The sequence below is a fragment of the Ochrobactrum sp. SSR genome (assembly GCF_030067775.1).
GTDB lineage: Bacteria > Pseudomonadota > Alphaproteobacteria > Rhizobiales > Rhizobiaceae > Brucella > Brucella teleogrylli.
Genome location: NZ_CP125969.1, coordinates 1,498,928 through 1,516,314, shown reverse-complemented (window position 1 = coordinate 1,516,314; position 17,387 = coordinate 1,498,928). Strand labels below are relative to the sequence as shown.

The following is a 17,387-nucleotide window of genomic DNA, read 5'->3' as shown; positions in this document are numbered from 1 at the left end:
CTCTCAGCTTTGGGATGGCACGGGGAAAAACCGGTCTCGCGCGTAACTGCTGCCGAAGATCATGTCATATTGCAGCATCTGGTAATCGCGCAGCAGGGGCGCAAAAGGCGGGCGCTGTTGCCAGCCTTCATCGGCATTTTCACCGCTATCGAACACGGCATGCGCATCGACGACGCGATACTGGTCATGCAGCTGGCGCAGGAAACCGGTGTAATAGGGATGCTGCATCCCGACCATTTCGAGTATCTGCATCGGCAGGAATGCCGGGCTGATCGTGCCCGTACCGCGTTCCGCGCCGCGCTTGTTCGACCACAGCACCAGCGGCGTTTCATGCTGGAGAAGCATGTCGCGAGCAGGCGCGATGCGGCTTGCAACACGTTCCTGCATGAAGCCGGTTTCCGTATAGACGGGCCCGAGTGGCGGCAGGTGATCGCCGAAGAATACAAGAATGGTCTCGCGTTCGCGCTTTGACGCCCAGTCCATCAGACGTGCGAGGCTGGCGTCGGCATCCATCGCGCCTTGTGAATAGGTGCGGATCGACTGGCGCACAGCGTCGCTGGCATCGGCCTGCACGTCGAGCTTCGAATCCGGATAGCGGTTGGCCTCATAGGGACCGTGGCCTTGCAGCGAAACAGCAAAGAAGAAGAACGGATCTTCCTGCGCATCCGCCTCGCGAATGATCTCGCTGGTCAGCGCGTCGTCCGAGGCGAGCATGCCGCGCTTTTCCAGCGGTGGCATGTTTTCTTCGGACATGAACTTGTCAAAGCCCATATTTTCATAGACGGGACCGCGGTTCCAGAACCACTGGCGATAGGGGTGGATAGCCCGGGTTGCATAGCCCTGTTCCTTGAAGAAGCTCGCGAGCGAAGGCAGCGGACGCCGGACATATTGCTGATAGGGAATGCTGCCGGAAGGCAGGAATGCCTTGGAAAAACCGGTCAGCGCTTCGAACTCGACATTGGCGGTCATGCCGCCAAATTCCGGCGAGAACACATGGCCGGATTGTTCAGCGCGCACGGTCGGGATCGGATCAGCACTGAACGCCACGCCCGGCAGGCGGGTCGGGTCCCAGAAGGACTCGCTCATGATCATGATGACGTCGGGTTTGCCGGTTTCAAGTGCTGCGGGAATGAGCTGCGCGGGCGGCTCGATCGAGGCAATTGCTTCCGGCGAATAGCCTTCCGGCGCAAACACGGTTGCCATCGGCACATTCAGGATGAAGGCCATGGTGAAACCATTATGCGCGTAATTTTCCTTCTGATCCCACATGATGGGCAGAACGCGCAGGCGGTCACGCGCCAGCGAAAAGCTGGAATAATCGGAAATGAAGGCGAACCACGCCAGCAGCGGCAGCGCGAAGGCCAGACGAAGCACGCGGCCTTTCCACGGAATGCGGTCGAAACGACGCCACCAGAAAAGGCTCGCGGCAATCAAAAGTGCTGCGCTGGCAAGCAGGAGAAGGGCGATGCCGACAGCGCTCCACGGGCGTTCACGCACCAGAAGCGGCAGCAGATCGACGATCTGGCGGGCATAGAGAAAATCGCTCGGATAAAGCGGGTCGCCGAGATAAAGGCTTTTCTCCCGCGCAGTGGCGGCGGCGATCAGCGCCAGCGGCCCCACCACGAAAAGCCCGTAATGGATGCGCCCGAAAATCGCGTCGCTGGCGGTCAGCACCACAACGAAGAAGGCAACCGTCGTCCATGCAGGCTTGTGCGGCGTGCGGAAAAACGCAATCGTTTCGGCAAAAGAACCGCGAAAAATCCATTCAACGGAGAAAACCAGAAGAACGGACAGAACAATGGAAGCAAGAGCAACCCAGGCAACACGCACAGGCCAGGAAACATGCGAAGCGCCGAAAATGGCAGCATCGCTCCAGCGACGTTCGCCCGCGTTTTCCACTACTCCAGACATGCCTTACTCGCTACCATTTCTTCCTGTGAGAAATTTCGTGTCACATTTCTGTCATGGAAATGTCAAGCCACGGTTGAGCGGCGGGTGATACCGGACGTGATCTGAACGCACAATGAATGGAAAAAGCCCAATAAAAATAGGGCCGGAATTGCTTCCGGCCCTATTCTTCAAGTGCTGACGATAATCGTCGTTTAAATGACGTCCTCAAGCCCCTTGGTCAGTTCCAGCGCCTGCCGTTCGAACAGGCGGCGATAGATGCCGCCCGGCTTCCGGATCAACGCGTCGTGGTCGCCTTCCTCGATGATGCGACCCTTGTCGAAGACCAGCAGCCGGTCGAGTGCGCGCACCGTCGAAAGCCGGTGCGCGATGACAAGCGTGGTGCGCCCGACCATCAGGCGTTCCATCGCCTGCTGGATTAGCACTTCCGATTCCGAATCGAGGCTGGACGTTGCCTCGTCGAGGATCAGAACCGGCGCATTGGCGAGAAACGCCCGGGCGATGGCCACGCGCTGGCGTTCGCCGCCCGACAATTTTACGCCGCGCTCACCCACCAGTGTCGCATAGCCCTTCGGCAGCCGCATGATGAAGTCATGCGCGCTGGCAAGGCGTGCCGCTTCCTCGATCTGACTTTGCGTCGCGCCGGGGCGGGCATAGGCGATGTTTTCCGCCAGCGTGCGGTGAAACAGGATCGGCTCCTGCTGCACGATGGCGATCTGCGAGCGCAGCGACGCCTGCGTCACGTCGGCAATGTTCTGCCCGTCAATGCGGATGGCGCCGTCATTAACGTCGTAAAGCCGCTGTATCAGCTTGACGAAAGTGGTCTTGCCGGAGCCGGAATGGCCGACAAGGCCAACCCGCTCGCCCGCATCGATCTTGACCGAGAAGTCGCGGTAAAGCGCGGCTTCATGGTTGCCATAATGGAAGGTGACGTGATCGAAGGTGATCTCGCCCGCGCCGATCCTGATGGCGGGCGCGCCAGACCTGTCGGCAATGCCATAGGGCTGTGCTTCGATCTCGACCAGTTCCTCCATGTCGTTGACCGACCGTTGCAGATTGCGGATATGCATGCCGACATCGCGCAGATAGCCCTGTAGCATGAAGAATGCCGTCAGAACGAAGGTGATATCGCCTGCAGTGGCCTTGCCCTGGCTCCACAGATAGAGCGCAAAGGCAATAACAACGCCGCGCATAACCAAAAGGTTCGCGCCCTGGATGAAGCCGTTCAGTGTGCCGATCAGCCACGTGCGGCGCGTGCGACTGCGCCACTTGGTAACGACCTTCGAGAGACGAAGATCTTCGCGGCTTTCCGCGCCGAATGCCTTCACGACAGCGTTGCAGGAGATGGCATCGGCCAGCGAGCCGCCCATGCGCGTGTCCCAGCTATTGGCCAATGTTGCGGCAGGCGCAACGAAGCCGAGCGAAATCACAATCGTGCAGACGATGAATAGCACAGAGCCGATTGCAACCAGCAAGCCCATCAACGGCCAATACCACGACAGCAACGCAACGGAGCCAAGCAGCATCAGCAAGGATGGTAGCAAGGCGATGATCAGCGTGTCATTGAGCAGATCGAGCGCCCACATGGCACGCGAAACCTTGCGCACCGTCGATCCGGCAAAGGCATTGGCGTGCCAGTCGGTCGAGAACCGCTGCAACTTGTGGAACGAACTTGCCGCCATGTCGCTCATGATCTTCAAGGTAAAGTCGGTGATGACATAGAAGGTCAGCTGGCGGGTGATCAGCGCCAGCGCGCCGAGTGCAAGCAAGATCACCAGTGCTTCGATTGCACTGTTCCAGGCGCTGTCGCCGCTTAGCGAAAGCGCATCCACCAGCCGTCCGGAATAGAGCGGGGTCAAGACATCTGCGGCTGTTGCAAGCAGCATGCCGATTATCATCAGCGCCAGCCGCAAGGGCTGACTTCGCCAATGGCTGAAAGTGTAGCCGAGGACATTGCGGAACGCAGGCCCCCGGAAATCGAGACGAAACCGAGTCATATCCATATTACCAGCCTGTGCTCGCGCGCAGAAACTGGCCCTTGATTGAGAAAAACAAAACGATCGGCACCCGGAGGAGCCGCGAACAGCGATGGTTTGGAAAGATGCTCCGAAGGAGCGGACAGGTCAGCCTGCCGGGTGGGCCGCGGACCTAGCGGTTAGAAGCGCCCGCGAAAACACTGGGCACCATTGGGAACGGGTAATGGACACGCATCTCATACCTCCTGCCAGTGTTTCAGATGGTTGCACAATAAATGAGCAAACCCATTTGCCAAGGCCCAAAATGCAATTTCTGGTCTGCAAGGGGCGGGGTGTGGCAATTTTGCAAGTTTTCGAATTTCTGAATTTTAAAAGTAATACTTTTCAATTTTTCTGTTACAAGCGCTTGCGCCCTTGCATTCGCCTGTTCGCTGCGCGAATGAAGGTCAGATATATCAGTGCCGCACGGCCGATATCGGGAATTCACGGGAGAGTTACATGACAATTCATCAGAATCTGATCGCTGGCGAGTGGGTTGGCGGCGACGGCATTGCCAATATCAATCCGTCCGACACCAACGATGTAGTGGGCACCTATGCCCGCGCCACCGCCGATGACACCAAGGCTGCGATTGCCGCTGCAAAGGCCGCTTTCCCGGCCTGGTCGCGTTCCGGCATTCTGGAGCGCCACGCAATTTTGCGTAAGGCTGCCGACGAAATTCTGGCGCGCAAGGACGAGCTTGGCCGTCTCCTGTCGCGCGAAGAGGGTAAGACGCTGGCCGAAGGCATTGGTGAGACCATCCGCGCCAGCCAGATTTTCGATTTCTTCGCAGGCGAAGCCTTGCGCCTTGCCGGTGAAACGCTGCCTTCGGCGCGTCCGGGCATCGGCGTTGAAGTCACCCGTGAACCGGTCGGCGTCGTCGGCATCATCACGCCATGGAATTTTCCGATCGCCATTCCGACCTGGAAGATTGCGCCCGCGCTCTGCTATGGCAACACCATCGTCTTCAAGCCAGCCGACCTCGTGCCGGGCTGCTCTTGGGCGATTGTCGATATCCTGCACCGCGCCGGACTGCCGAAGGGCGTTCTCAACCTCGTCATGGGCAAGGGCTCGGTTGTCGGTCAGACCATTCTGGACAGCGCCGATGTTCAGGCCGTGACCTTCACCGGCTCGACCGGCACGGGCAAGCGCGTTGCTGCCGCCTCCATCGAGCATAACCGCCGTTTCCAGCTGGAAATGGGCGGCAAGAACCCGGTCGTTGTTCTGGATGATGCCGATCTCAATGTCGCGGTGGAATCCGTCGTCAATTCAGCCTTCTTCTCGACCGGCCAGCGCTGCACGGCATCCTCGCGCATCATCGTGACGGAAGGCATCCACGACAAGTTCATTGCCGCCGCCATCGAAAGGCTGAAGGGCGTCGTGGTCGATAATGCCCTGAAGCAGAGCACGCATATCGGCCCGGTCGTGGATGAAAGCCAGCTTCAGCAGGACATGGATTATATCGAGATCGGCCGCAAGGAAGGCGCGAAGCTTGCCTTTGGCGGCGAACGCCTCAACCGCGAAACGCCGGGCTTCTATCTCCAGCCAGCACTCTTCACCGAGGCTACCAACCAGATGCGCATCAGCCGCGAGGAAATCTTTGGCCCGGTCGCTTCGGTTATCCGCGTCAAGGATTATGAAGAAGCGCTTGCCACCGCCAACGATACGAACTTCGGTCTGTCGTCGGGCATCTGCACGACGAGCCTGAAATATGCGACCCATTTCAAGCGCAATTCGGAAGCGGGCATGGTGATGGTCAATCTGCCCACCGCCGGCGTCGATTTCCACGTGCCATTCGGCGGGCGCAAGGGTTCGAGCTACGGTCCGCGGGAGCAGGGCCGCTATGCCGCCGAGTTCTACACGACGGTCAAGACGGCCTATACGCTGGCCTGATAAAGCATGTCTCCCGAAAGTGGGAACCGGTTTCGGGATAAAGACATGCGTAAAAACAAAAGCTTTAGCGGTCTGAGAGAATGCGAAAACCGGCGGTTTCCCCGCCGGTTTTTTATGCGGCTTTTTTAGGCCATGCGGCCAACTTGCGGGCGAAATGCGATACCGTGCCATGCAGCAGCATGGTGAAAGCCGCCAGTACAAACAGGCAGGCGAACATCAGATCCCCCTTGGCGCGACCATTGGCGAGCAGCATCAGATAGCCGAGACCTTTCGATGCGCCGACCCATTCGCCCACCACCGCGCCGATGGGCGCATAGACGGCGGCAAGACTGAGGCCCGACGCCAGCGATGGAAAGGCGGACGGGATGCGGATGCGAAACAGGATCGCCATGCGTCCGGCCCCCAGAATTTCCGCCGCGTCGATCAGGCTCGTTTCGGTGCGCCGCATGCCGTCGAAGAAGGTCGAAACGATGGGGAAGAAGATCATCAGCACCGTGACCGCAATCTTCGATGCGGGACCGTAGCCGAGCCACAAGGTTAAAATCGGGGCGAGTGCGAAGATCGGGATCGCCTGACTGAATACCATGGCGGGCATGACAAGCCGCTGCGCCAGCGGCGACATCATCAGGCAGATCGCGGTGGCGATGCCGACCGCACTGCCGAGGACAAGGCCGCCCAGCACTTCGCCGATGGTGGCGGCGGCGTTCTCAGCAATCAGCCCGGCATTGCCGATCAGCGCCTGCACCACTTCGAGCGGGCCGGGCAGGATGAAGCGCGGCATCTGGCCGATGCTCACCACCGCTTGCCAGATGGCCAGCGCCACCGCCGCCGACAGCAAGCCGTCGGCGATGCGCCTTGTGCGGGAACGAGTCGAAATCGTGGCGTCCAACTAAGCCGCCTTCATCATTTTGCTGACGCAGTTTCGGACGGAAAACCGGTTCCCACTTTTCCTGAAACTGCTTTCAACCCCATCGACCAGAAATCGGCTTCGAGCCTGCTTGCGGTTGCAAAAATCTGGCAGAGCCTTGGCCAACGCGGGCTTTTCTCGAAGTCGTCGCCGATGCGGTCTTTGGCGGCCTGATCGAACAGCTTGCCGACCGTGTGGCACATGTCCTGATATTCAGGCCCCGCATAGGTGTCGATCCACTCCTGATAGGGTGTGCCGGGCAGGGCGGTCACGGCGAGGTTGAGGCCGATTTCACCATAGCCATGCGCGCAGGGCACAAGCGCGGTGAGAAGATCGAGGAAGTCGCCGGCCTGCCCGCAGTCGAGCACATAGCGCGTATAAGCAAGGTTTTCCGGCTCTTCCTTGGTCGCGTAAAGCTCGTCTTCGCTGATCCCCTCGCGGGCGCAGATGCTGACATGCAGCGGCAGTTCCATATGGGCAAGGCCGTGCATGATATCGGCGCAGAGCCGGGTTTCCTGCAATGTGTTGGCCTTGACCACGCCGAGCGCAAAAGCGCGGGCATAGTGGTGCAGATAGACATAATCCTGACGCAGATAATGCAGGAAGGCGGCTTTCGGCAGCGTGCCGTCGCCCATTCCCCGCACGAATTCATGCTCGATATAGGGCTTCCAGTCGGCAAGGGTCGCGGCGCGAAGCCGCGTGAACAGTTCGGATGAATAATGCGGCTGTGGCTGGCTCATGACTTGCTCCCTTCGGCGTTGACGTCGATGGCGAATTTCTCGACCGGCAGGATGGAAGGAATCAGATTGTTCTCCTTGAGATAGGCCTCGTAACGCTGCCAGCGACCATAATCGAGGCTTGCAGGCGCGCGGGAAAAGCGCGCTACGGTGTCTTTCCAGGCGCGCTGGTTCAGCTCGTCGTTGAGTTCGGTGCTGTAGGATGAAAACAGCTCAAAGCCCTTTTCCGGGTGATTGACGATATATTGCGCTGCCTTTTCGGTGGCTGCGAGGAAGCGCGAAATCTTACCCTTTTCCGCTGCATCCAGTTTGTCGGAAGCAGCGACATAGACCAGCTCGTCATAAACCGGCACGCCTTCTTCCTCGACGAAAAAGCATTTGCCGGGCACGCCTTCGACAGCCATCTGGTTCAGCTCGACATTGCGATAGGCCCCCATCACCGCATCGACCTGCTTCGACATCAGTGAAGGCGCCAGCGAGAAATTCACATTGATGAGTTCAACGTCGGAGAGTTTGACGCCATGCTGGCCGAGAATGGTGCCAAGCAAGGTTTCTTCGGTTCCGGCGACCGAATAGCCGATCTTCTTGCCCTTGAGATTGGCAATGGCATTCACCGATCCGTCATCGCGGGTCATCAGGCAGTTGAGCGGCGAGTCGATCAGTGTCCCGACGCGGATCAGCGGAAGGCCTTCATGCACCTGAAGATGCACCTGCTGCTGATAGGAAATGGCAAGATCGGCCTGTCCTGCCGCCACCATTTTGGTGGGCGTCGACGCGTCGGCAGGCGCGACGATTTCCACGTCCAGCCCGGCATCCTTGAAATAGCCGAGCTTGTCGGCAACGATGATCGGGCCGTGATCGGGGTTCACATACCAGTCGAGAATGAGCTTCAGCTTGTCGTCAGCATGAGCCGAAGTGGCAGCCGTGAAAGCGAGGCCGAACAGGGCGGCGAAGACGGTCTTTTTCATAATGTCTGCTCCAGAGCATGGTCAGCATAAGCGCGCGTGGTTTCGATCCACTGGCGCAGGCGGCTTTCGGGGTCGGCATTCAGGGTGATGTCGGTGACGACGGACACGATATCGGCGCCCGCATCGAAAACGCCCGGCGCGCGCTCGACGCTCATGCCGCCGATGCCCACCAGCGGAATGTCGCCAATGCGCGCCTTCCATTGGCCAAGACGGGGCAGGCCCTGTTCGCGCCATTTCATCTTTTTCAAAATGGTCGGGTAGATGGGGCCAAGCGCGATATAGTCAGGCTTTACCGACAAAGCGCGGTCGAGTTCGGCCTCATCATGGCTCGAAACACCCAGTTTCAAACCACCGGCGCGAATGGCGTCGAGATCGGCATCGTCAAGATCTTCCTGTCCGAGATGGATGAAGTCGCAGCCTTCCTCCAGCGCCAGCTTCCAGTAGTCGTTGACGATCAGCTGACAGTCATGGGCAAGGCAGATTTCTCGTGCGGCGCGGATTTCACTGCGCAGCTCCGCCTCGGTCTTGTCCTTGACGCGCAGTTGCACCAGCTTGACGCCGAGCGGCACCATGCGCTCAAGCCATTTGGCGCTGTCGAAGATCGGATAGAACGGATCGAGGGCCATTACAAAAATGCCTTTCCGAGAAGAGGGGTGGATGGCGCGGCCATGTCTCGCGCTTCGATGGCGTCTGCCTCGAAAGCGAGCCGCCCGGCTTCAACCGCTAGCGCGAAACCGCGCGCCATGGCGACGGGATCGCCAGCCTTGGCTACAGCGGTGTTGATGAGCACGGCGTCATAGCCCAGCTCCATCGCCGCCGCCGCGTGGGACGGCACGCCGATGCCAGCATCGACCACCAGCGGAATATCGGGGAAATGCGCCCGCATGGTCTTCAGCGCATAGGGGTTGTTGAGGCCACGGCCCGAGCCGATGGGCGCGCCCCAGGGCATCAGCACCTTGCAGCCAGCCTCGATCAGCTTTTCCGCGACGACGAGATCGTCATTCATATAGGGAAAGACCTCAAAGCCATCGTCGCAGAGAATGCGCGCGGCTTCCACCAAGCCGAACGGGTCGGGCTGCAATGTGTCGTGGTCGCCGATCACCTCCAGCTTGATCCAGTTGGTGCCGAAGATTTCGCGCGCCATCTTGGCCGTGGTCACCGCTTCACGCGGCGTGTGGCAGCCTGCCGTATTGGGCAGAACGGCCACGCCCAGTTCGCGGATCAGCGCCCAGAAGTCCTGTCCGGCCCGTGCCTCACCGCTTTCACGACGCAGCGACACGGTGACGATCCCGGCCCGCGAGGCGCGCACCCCATCGGCAAGAATAGCGGGCGATGGATATTGCGCCGTGCCAAGCAGCAGGCGGCTTTCAAACGTTTTTCCGTAGAATTCGAGCATCTCAGCCTCCCTGCATCGGGGCCAGAACTTCGATGCGGTCGCCAGGCGACAGGGTCGCGGTTGCGCGCTCATCGCTGGCCACGAATTCACCATTCAGCGCGGTTGCGACCACCGCTTCGTCCAGTTCGATTTCGGCGAGCAGCGCCGCCAGATTGGCTGCTGCCGTGGTGATGACTTCACCGTTCAGCACGATCGTCATGCATAGTCCTCCACAAATTCGGGCTTGGTTTCGGGCGTGGTCGCGCTCGCAACCGCCATCCGCGCTATCGCCGGCGAGAGCAGGAAGCCGTGGCGGTAAAGCCCGTTGACATAGATGGTTTTGCCGCGTCGCCTTACGCGGGGCAGATTGTCGGGAAAGGCGGGGCGCGCATCGACGCCGGTTTCGAGAATCTCCGCTTCGCCGAAGGCCGGATGGAGGGCGTAAGCAGCGCTCAAAAGCTCCAATGTCGAGCGCACGCTGATGCCACTGCGCTGATCGCTTTCGATCATCGTCGCGCCGATCATGTGCACACCGTCGCCGCGCGGCACGATGTAGAGCGGAATGCGCGGATGCAGCAGGCGCACAGGCCGCGAAAGGTTGATGTCACGCGAGCGGACAACCAGCATTTCCCCCTTCACACCGCGCAGATCGGGAAGGGCGTCACGGGCGCTGAGGCCGCGTGCATCCACCACGATATCCGCGTCGATCTTCGCTTCATCTGCGTCCGTATTGAGGTGAAAGACGACACCCTTTCGTTGCAGGTTTCCGGCCAGCTCAACGAGTGTCTTGCGCGGATCGAGATGCCCTTCGCGCGCGAAGAACAGGCCCTGCCGGAAACGCTCGGCCAGATCAGGTTCCAGTGCATTGATGCGTTCATGATCGATTGTGTCGAAGGCTTCCGTCCGGCGGGCGAAACGGCGCAACTCGCTGGCATCGCGGTTGTGCGACAGAACCAGTGTGCCTTCGCGTTTGACGCCGGAAACATGTTTTTCCCACCAGCCGATGGATTCCTGACCAAGCCGCACCACAGGCTCTTCGGCGCTTTCGCCCTCGCACCATGGCGCCAGCATGCCGCCTGCCAACCACGAACAGCAATCGGAACCGATCTGCGGGCTGCGGGCAATCACTGTGACGGCATGGCCCTGATCGGTGAACTCTGCGGCGGTGGCAAGACCGGCGACACCCGCTCCGATGATGGTGACGCGCATCACGCAATCTCCTCCACCCGGATTGTCCAGAGGTCATGGAAATGATGCACCGGCCCGTGGCCGTGTCCGATCTTCAATGTGTCGGCGGCGCGGATTGCCCCTTGCAGATAGGTATGTGCGTTCAGAACGGCTTTCTCCAGCGGCAGGTTTTTGGCAAGCTCTGCGGCTATGGCCGAGGAGAGCGTGCAGCCTGTGCCATGGGTGTTACCGGTCAAGATACGCGGTGCTTCAACCCGCAGCGTCGGCTGATCGGGGCGCACCAGCAGATCGACGCATGTTTCGCCTTCCGCATGGCCGCCTTTCATCAAAACGGCTTTCGCGCCGAATTCGAGCAAGGCGCGTCCTTGTTCCTCGGCGTCCGCATCGTCGAGCGCCAGACCGCAGCCGAGCAGGCAAGCCGCTTCTGGCCGGTTGGGCGTCAAAAGCGTGGCCAGCGGCACCAGTTTCTGGCGCAAAAGCGCAATGGCGTTTTCGCTCAAAAGCCGGTCGCCCGACTTTGCCACCATCACCGGATCGACAACGACGGGACCGGAAAAATGCGCAAGGCCGCGCGCGATAGCGTCGATGGTTTCAGGCACGGAAACCATGCCGATCTTCACTGCCGCAACATCGAGATCGCTGAAAACAGCGTCGATCTGCCCTGCGACGATAGCGGGCGGGATATCGTGCACCGCGCTTACCGTGCAGGTGTTCTGCACGGTCACAGCCGCAATGACGCTTGCGCCATAAACGCCAAGTGCGGAAAATGTCTTGAGGTCGGCCTGAATGCCAGCGCCGCCACCGCTGTCGGAACCGGCAATGGTTACACAGATGGGCACAGAACGCATCTGGCCATTGTTGGTTTTGCTTCGGGAGAAACTATGTTTCTGGTTCATCGTGTCGTCTCTCATTCCGAACGGAAAGATGAGACGCCATGAACCTTTATGGAGCGTAAGCTCCTGTGGGGAATGAACCCCGTCCGCGACGCGTCAAACTCCGTTCCCTACGCAGGTATTACCCGGATCAGGTTCAATGGGTTAACGCGAGAACGCGCCTCTCAGCCTCTTTTGAGGCACCCCAACGAATTTTGCGTCCATAGGCATAGGCCGGAAGTTTTGAGTGGTCAAGCAATGTCTTCGCTGGTCGGGAAACAGTGTTGTCCCGTGTCTTGCACTGTGACTCGGCGCGATGAAAACGCCATCATCAGAAAAAACTTATATGAGCCTATTTTTCATATATGGTTTGTTAAAACCATTGGTCGTAATCTAGTTGCGGGGAAGTGTGTCTGGGTGGCGGTCCCCGCTTGTTTGTTTGTGAGCCTGTCTCATGAACACATGCGGAATATGATGTTCCAGTGAGAGGTTTTGTTGGCTAATTAAAACGACGGCATGTGTCGGCTTGGGCGAGGGGAATAAGAATGGCGAAGCGGAAAGCCGGTCCGGTACAGGCGGGAAGCTCCATGGCGAGCACGCCCCAGCAGGATTTCCGTATTCTGTTCACCACCCATCCGACGCCGATGTGGGTCTATGATCCGCAAACATTGGGCTTCATCATCATGAATGATGCCGCCTATGCGCTTTACGGCTACACGCCCGATGAGCTGCCCGGCATGACTGTCCTGGATATTCGTCCGCATACCGAGCGCGAGCGCATGCTGAGCGCTGTCCGGGATCGCAGCGATCTGGAGCGCCCGGAGCGCTGGCAGCACCGGCGCGCCGATGGCGAAATCATCGAAGTACTGACCTATGGACGTGAGGTGCAGTTCGATGGCAGGGAAGCGATCCTCGCCATCGTGCAGGACCGGACCGAACTGGCCAAGGCCAACCGGCAGGCGATCCATGCCCAGTCGCTGCTCGACAGCCTCGTCAGCAATCTGCCCCTCGGCGTGTTCATCAAGGACATGCAGGATGATGGCCGCTATGTCCTCTATAATCAGGCGGCGTCGCGGGCGAGCGGCAAGGCGGTCGATGCGGTTGTCGGCTTTACCGATGCGCAACTGATGTCGGATCTGGAACGCCGCCAATATGCGCAGCAGGATCGTCAGGTGATGAGCAAGGGCGAGGCGCTCAGCGTCGAATATAAGTCCCAACATGACGACGGAACGCAGCGCATTCTGCGTGTCATCAAGAGTTCCATTCCGCCGGTTGAGGGCGGCACGCCGCGTTATCTGATCGGCCTGATCGAAGATGTCACCGAACGGCGCGAAATCGAGGAACGCATGGCCCATATCGCCATGCATGACAGTCTGACGCGCCTGCCCAACCGCGCCGCTTTCTCCCATCATGTGGAGGAACTGCTGAAAAAGCGCGGCGATGCGGAGCCTTTTGCACTGTTTTGTATCGATATCGATCACTTCAAGAGCATCAACGACAATATCGGCCATCAGGCGGGCGACCAGCTTTTGCAACAGGTTGCCGAGCGTTTGCGCCAGATCACCACGTCCGACCAGTTCATCGCGCGGCTTGGTGGCGACGAATTTGCCGTCATCTATCGCAGTGGCACCGTCGGCCAGATCGCCATGTTTGCAGACCGGGTGCTTTCGGCCTTTCAGGAACCGTTCCGGCTGGGTGACAATTCCGAATTCGTCACCTGCAGCATGGGCATCGCGCAGGCGCCGCTGCATGGCGACAATTCCGACGTGCTGATGCGCAATGCCGATCTGGCGCTCAATGCGTCGAAATCAGGCGGCAGGCGCACATTCCATTTCTACCAGCATTCGCTGCGTCTGGCCGCCGAAAAGCGCCACATCATGACGAGCGAGCTGCGTCAAGCCTTGCTGTCCGAACAGTTCGAACTGCATTACCAGCCGATCTTCAATCTGGAGAGCGGACTGATTTCCGGCTTCGAAGCGCTGATCCGCTGGCGTCATCCCGAACGCGGCATGGTATCGCCTGCGGAATTCATTCCGCTTGCCGAGGAAACCGGATTGATCGGCCCGATTGGCGATTGGGTGCTGCTGGCTGCCTGCCGCGAGGCGGTTTCCTGGCCGGAAGATATCAAGGTCTCGGTCAATCTGTCGCCGGTCCAGTTCAGCCAGACCTCGCTTCTGCGCTCTGTCACCGATGCGCTGGATGCGGCCCGCCTGTCGCCGAACCGGCTGGAACTTGAAATCACGGAATCGGTGTTTCTCTCCAACAGCAAGCACAATATCGAATTGCTGTTCGAGTTGCGCCGTCTGGGCGCCCGCATTGCTATGGACGATTTCGGCACTGGCTATTCCTCGCTCAGCTATCTGCGCTCCTTTCCGTTCGACAAGATCAAGATCGACCGCAGCTTTGTGTCCGGCATCGAAGCGGATACGCGCGATCTCGCCATCATCCAGGCGGTGGCGACACTTGGCGCCGGCTTCAATATCGTCACCACCGCCGAGGGCGTGGAAACAGCGCAGCAGCTGGAACGCCTGAGAACCGAACGTTTCGGCGAAGTGCAGGGCTATCTGACCGGACGCCCGATGCCAGCCAGCGATGTGCATGCCTTCATCCAGAGCAATAACGGCAATGGTCTTGCCATGCCCGCAGCCCATAACCGCCTGCCGGTCTGACCCGGAAACTCCAGAAAAAACGCTGCCGCAATTCCGCTTTCAAAAAAGCGCTTGACCTTCCAACGGTGGGAAGGACTACTTATATGGCAATTCAGAAATCTAGCCTCTGTTGGAGCGCATCCCGAAAAGTGTGAAACGGTTTTCGGACAAGATGCGCGCCCGAAGGCTGAAAAGGGACCGCTAAAGGTCTCGAAGAGGATTGCCATGAACAAGCCCGTCGATCACGAATCCATCAGCTTTCCCGTTCCCGTGGAAGGCATGAGCTGCGCATCCTGTGTTTCCTCCGTCGAAAAGGCCGTGTCGAAGGTTGCGGGCGTCGACAAGGTTTCCGTCAATCTGGCCACCGAGCGCGCCGACGTAACCTTCAAAGGCGCGCCGGATCTGCCTGCCGTTATCGATGCCATTCGCAAGGCGGGCTATGAGGTTCCTTCCGGCAGCGTCGATCTTGCCATTGAGGGCATGAGCTGCGCTTCCTGCGTCAGCAAGGTCGAAAAGGCGTTGAATGCGGTGCCGGGCGTGACGCGGGCCAGCGTCAATCTGGCGACCGAACGCGCGCATGTGGAACTGGCGGGTGGGGTCGAGACATCCGAACTCGTCAAGGCCGTCGAGAAAGCTGGTTACGAAGCGCGGTCGCTGAACGATAGAAAAGATGAAGCGCCAGCCGAAACCCAAAGCGAAAAGCGCGATGCCGAAGCTGCGGAACTGAAGAAGAGCGTTCTGCTGGCCGCCGTCCTGACGCTTCCGGTCTTCGTGCTGGAAATGGGATCGCATCTCATTCCCGCTGTCCATATGTTCGTGATGGACCGGATCGGCATGCAGAACAGCTGGTATCTGCAATTCGTGCTGACCACGCTCGTCCTGTTCGGCCCCGGTCTGCGCTTCTTCAAGAAGGGCATTCCGGCGCTGCTGCGCGCCACACCGGATATGAACTCGTTGGTGGTCGTCGGCACGCTTGCGGCCTGGGGCTTCTCGCTTGTCGCAACCTTCCTGCCGGGCGTTTTGCCAGCGGGCACCGTCAATGTCTATTTCGAGGCGGCGGCGGTTATCGTCACGCTGATTCTGATCGGGCGCTATCTTGAAGCGCGCGCCAAGGGGCGCACCAGTGCGGCCATCAGCCGTCTGGTCGGCTTGCAGGCCAAGTCGGCCCGCGTGGTGCGCAATGGCGAGACGATCGATGTGCCGCTGGAAGACGTGCGCGCAGGCGATATCGTGCAGGTGCGGCCCGGCGAGAAAGTGCCGGTCGATGGCGAGGTGGTCGAAGGCTCGTCCTATGTCGATGAATCGATGATCACCGGCGAGCCCGTCCCTGTCGCCAAGGACGAGGGCGCGGAAGTGGTCGGCGGCACCATCAATAAAACCGGCGCTTTCACCTTCCGCGCCACCAAGGTGGGCCGTGATATGGTGATCTCGCAGATCATCCGCATGGTCGAGGATGCGCAAGCCGACAAGCTGCCCATTCAGGCCAAGGTCGACAAGGTGACGGGCTGGTTCGTGCCCGCCGTCATGGCCGCCGCCGCGCTGACCTTCGTGCTCTGGCTCGCCATCGGAGGGACGGCCATGCTTGGCTACGCGCTGGTCAATGCCATTGCGGTGCTCATCATCGCGTGCCCTTGCGCCATGGGCCTTGCCACGCCGACCTCCATCATGGTTGGCACCGGTCGCGCCGCCGAGTTCGGCATTCTGTTTCGCCGGGGCGATGCACTGCAAACCTTGCGCGATGCATCGATCATCGCCGTCGACAAGACCGGCACGCTGACCCAGGGCAAGCCTGCACTGGCGCATTTTGCAACGGTAGCCGGTTTCGACAGGCAAGAACTTCTGGCGCTGGTGGCAGCTGTCGAAGCTCGCTCGGAACATCCGATTGCCGACGCCATTGTGACGGCTGCAAAGGAAGAGGGCCTGAAGCTTGCCGATGTCTCGGCTTTCGAAGCAGTGCCGGGTTTCGGCCTCAAGGCGACCGTCTCGGGGCATGAAATCGCTATCGGCGCTGATCGCTATATGGCCAAGCTCGGCCATGATGTGGCGGTGTTTGCCGAGGATGCGAAGCGCTTTGGCGATGAAGGCCAGTCGCCGCTTTATGCCGCCGTTGACGACAAGCTTGCGGCTATCCTGACGGTCGCAGACCCGATGAAGGAGACAACGCCTGCCGCCATCGCCGCTCTACACGAACAAGGGGCTCACCGTGGCGATGATTACCGGCGACAATCGCCGCACCGCGCAGGCTATCGCCAAGCGGCTCGGGATTGATGAAGTGGTGGCGGAAGTGCTGCCCGACGGCAAGGTCGAAGCGCTGAAGCGGCTTTCGGCTGGTGGCAAGCGCATCGCTTTTGTCGGGGACGGCATCAACGACGCCCCGGCGCTGGCAGCGGCAGATGTGGGCATCGCCATCGGCACCGGAACGGATATCGCGATTGAAAGTGCGGATGTGGTGCTGATGTCGGGCGATCTGCGCGGTGTCGCCAATGCCATCGCCATATCCAAGGCGACGATCCGCAATATCAGCGAGAACCTCTTCTGGGCCTTCGCCTATAATGTGGCGCTCATTCCGGTCGCCGCCGGTGTTCTCTACCCCTTCACCGGCACTTTGCTGTCGCCGGTTCTGGCAGCGGGCGCCATGGCGCTGTCGAGCATTTTCGTGCTCAGCAATGCGTTGCGGTTGCGGCGGTTCAAGAGTCCCCTCGGCTGACCAAAACCGCAATTCAAACTAACTCCCAAGCAAAGGCGGCTCTCACGAGTCGCCTTTTTTCATTTCCTCTGGATTTATTTTATTTCTGCCTAATGTTTAATACAGGCAGAGAGTGTCGCGGCGTCTGAAACGCAGCGGCGCTCCCACCCATCAGGACTTCTCGCATTCG

12 protein-coding genes, 1 pseudogene and 1 riboswitch are annotated in these 17,387 nt (G+C 59.7%); of the genes and pseudogenes, 3 read left to right on the top strand and 10 right to left on the bottom strand.

The features are described from left to right. Positions 1-3: 3 nt before the first annotated feature. Both QLQ11_RS07225 and QLQ11_RS07220 read right to left on the bottom strand, forming a co-directional pair. The gene (locus QLQ11_RS07225) at positions 4-1,911 is read right to left on the bottom strand and encodes an LTA synthase family protein (protein WP_124915166.1); all 1,908 of its coding nucleotides are present in this window, start codon (positions 1,909-1,911) and stop codon (positions 4-6) included. Positions 1,912-2,102: 191 nt separating this feature from the next. After that, complete coding sequence (locus tag QLQ11_RS07220) at positions 2,103-3,905, bottom strand: ABC transporter ATP-binding protein (protein ID WP_109370150.1); 1,803 nt, start codon at positions 3,903-3,905, stop codon at positions 2,103-2,105. Between the two features lie 477 nt (positions 3,906-4,382). Between QLQ11_RS07220 and QLQ11_RS07215 the strand changes: the two genes are divergently transcribed. After that, positions 4,383-5,816: an aldehyde dehydrogenase family protein gene (locus tag QLQ11_RS07215; RefSeq protein WP_109368220.1), complete on the top strand. Its 1,434-nt coding sequence runs from the start codon at positions 4,383-4,385 to the stop codon at positions 5,814-5,816. A 112-nt stretch (positions 5,817-5,928) separates the two neighbouring features. Here QLQ11_RS07215 and QLQ11_RS07210 read toward each other — a convergent pair whose 3' ends face one another. Genes QLQ11_RS07210 through thiD form a run of 8 tightly spaced genes read right to left on the bottom strand, consistent with a single transcriptional unit; the run spans position 5,929 to position 11,887 of the window. Then, complete coding sequence (locus tag QLQ11_RS07210; protein ID WP_109368221.1) at positions 5,929-6,705, bottom strand: ABC transporter permease; 777 nt, start codon at positions 6,703-6,705, stop codon at positions 5,929-5,931. A gap of 14 nt (positions 6,706-6,719) precedes the next feature. Then, complete coding sequence (gene tenA / locus QLQ11_RS07205) at positions 6,720-7,463, bottom strand: thiaminase II (RefSeq protein ID WP_109368222.1); 744 nt, start codon at positions 7,461-7,463, stop codon at positions 6,720-6,722. Beyond that, positions 7,460-8,428 carry an ABC transporter substrate-binding protein gene (locus tag QLQ11_RS07200; protein ID WP_109368223.1) on the bottom strand — a complete coding sequence of 323 codons (969 nt, stop codon included), beginning with the start codon at positions 8,426-8,428 and terminating at the stop codon, positions 7,460-7,462. Before QLQ11_RS07200 ends, tenA begins: the two co-directional genes overlap by 4 nt. Next, positions 8,425-9,054, bottom strand: a complete 630-nt coding sequence (locus QLQ11_RS07195) for a thiamine phosphate synthase (protein WP_109368224.1) — start codon at positions 9,052-9,054, stop codon at positions 8,425-8,427. Before QLQ11_RS07195 ends, QLQ11_RS07200 begins: the two co-directional genes overlap by 4 nt. Beyond that, a complete protein-coding gene (locus tag QLQ11_RS07190; RefSeq protein ID WP_109368225.1) occupies positions 9,054-9,824 on the bottom strand; it encodes a thiazole synthase in 771 nt (256 codons plus the stop codon). Before QLQ11_RS07190 ends, QLQ11_RS07195 begins: the two co-directional genes overlap by 1 nt. Before the next feature lies 1 nt (position 9,825). Beyond that, positions 9,826-10,023 carry a sulfur carrier protein ThiS gene (gene thiS / locus QLQ11_RS07185; protein WP_109368226.1) on the bottom strand — a complete coding sequence of 66 codons (198 nt, stop codon included), beginning with the start codon at positions 10,021-10,023 and terminating at the stop codon, positions 9,826-9,828. Further along, complete coding sequence (thiO, locus tag QLQ11_RS07180; protein ID WP_109368227.1) at positions 10,020-11,012, bottom strand: glycine oxidase ThiO; 993 nt, start codon at positions 11,010-11,012, stop codon at positions 10,020-10,022. The genes thiS and thiO overlap by 4 nt, the downstream gene beginning before the upstream one ends. Continuing rightward, positions 11,012-11,887, bottom strand: a complete 876-nt coding sequence (thiD, locus tag QLQ11_RS07175) for a bifunctional hydroxymethylpyrimidine kinase/phosphomethylpyrimidine kinase (RefSeq protein ID WP_109368228.1) — start codon at positions 11,885-11,887, stop codon at positions 11,012-11,014. The genes thiO and thiD overlap by 1 nt, the downstream gene beginning before the upstream one ends. Before the next feature lie 87 nt (positions 11,888-11,974). Next, positions 11,975-12,081, bottom strand: a riboswitch (TPP riboswitch). A 327-nt stretch (positions 12,082-12,408) separates the two neighbouring features. Here thiD and QLQ11_RS07170 point away from each other — a divergent pair. Together QLQ11_RS07170 and QLQ11_RS07165 are read left to right on the top strand one after the other, a co-directional pair. Continuing rightward, entirely contained in the window at positions 12,409-14,532 is a 2,124-nt protein-coding gene (locus tag QLQ11_RS07170; protein WP_244597150.1) for a bifunctional diguanylate cyclase/phosphodiesterase, read from the top strand. Positions 14,533-14,736: 204 nt separating this feature from the next. Beyond that, positions 14,737-17,218 (top strand): annotated as a pseudogene (locus tag QLQ11_RS07165) (heavy metal translocating P-type ATPase). Positions 17,219-17,387: the final 169 nt, after the last annotated feature.

Coding starts and splice junctions, on each gene's coding strand:
- QLQ11_RS07225 (WP_124915166.1), bottom strand. CDS start 1,911: ATGTCTGGAGTAGTGGAAAACGCGGGCGAACGTCGCTGGAGCGATGCT.
- QLQ11_RS07220 (WP_109370150.1), bottom strand. CDS start 3,905: ATGACTCGGTTTCGTCTCGATTTCCGGGGGCCTGCGTTCCGCAATGTC.
- QLQ11_RS07215 (WP_109368220.1), top strand. CDS start 4,383: ATGACAATTCATCAGAATCTGATCGCTGGCGAGTGGGTTGGCGGCGAC.
- tenA (WP_109368222.1), bottom strand. CDS start 7,463: ATGAGCCAGCCACAGCCGCATTATTCATCCGAACTGTTCACGCGGCTT.
- QLQ11_RS07200 (WP_109368223.1), bottom strand. CDS start 8,428: ATGAAAAAGACCGTCTTCGCCGCCCTGTTCGGCCTCGCTTTCACGGCT.
- QLQ11_RS07195 (WP_109368224.1), bottom strand. CDS start 9,054: ATGGCCCTCGATCCGTTCTATCCGATCTTCGACAGCGCCAAATGGCTT.
- QLQ11_RS07190 (WP_109368225.1), bottom strand. CDS start 9,824: ATGCTCGAATTCTACGGAAAAACGTTTGAAAGCCGCCTGCTGCTTGGC.
- thiS (WP_109368226.1), bottom strand. CDS start 10,023: ATGACGATCGTGCTGAACGGTGAAGTCATCACCACGGCAGCAGCCAAT.
- thiO (WP_109368227.1), bottom strand. CDS start 11,012: ATGCGCGTCACCATCATCGGAGCGGGTGTCGCCGGTCTTGCCACCGCC.
- thiD (WP_109368228.1), bottom strand. CDS start 11,887: ATGAACCAGAAACATAGTTTCTCCCGAAGCAAAACCAACAATGGCCAG.
- QLQ11_RS07170 (WP_244597150.1), top strand. CDS start 12,409: ATGGCGAAGCGGAAAGCCGGTCCGGTACAGGCGGGAAGCTCCATGGCG.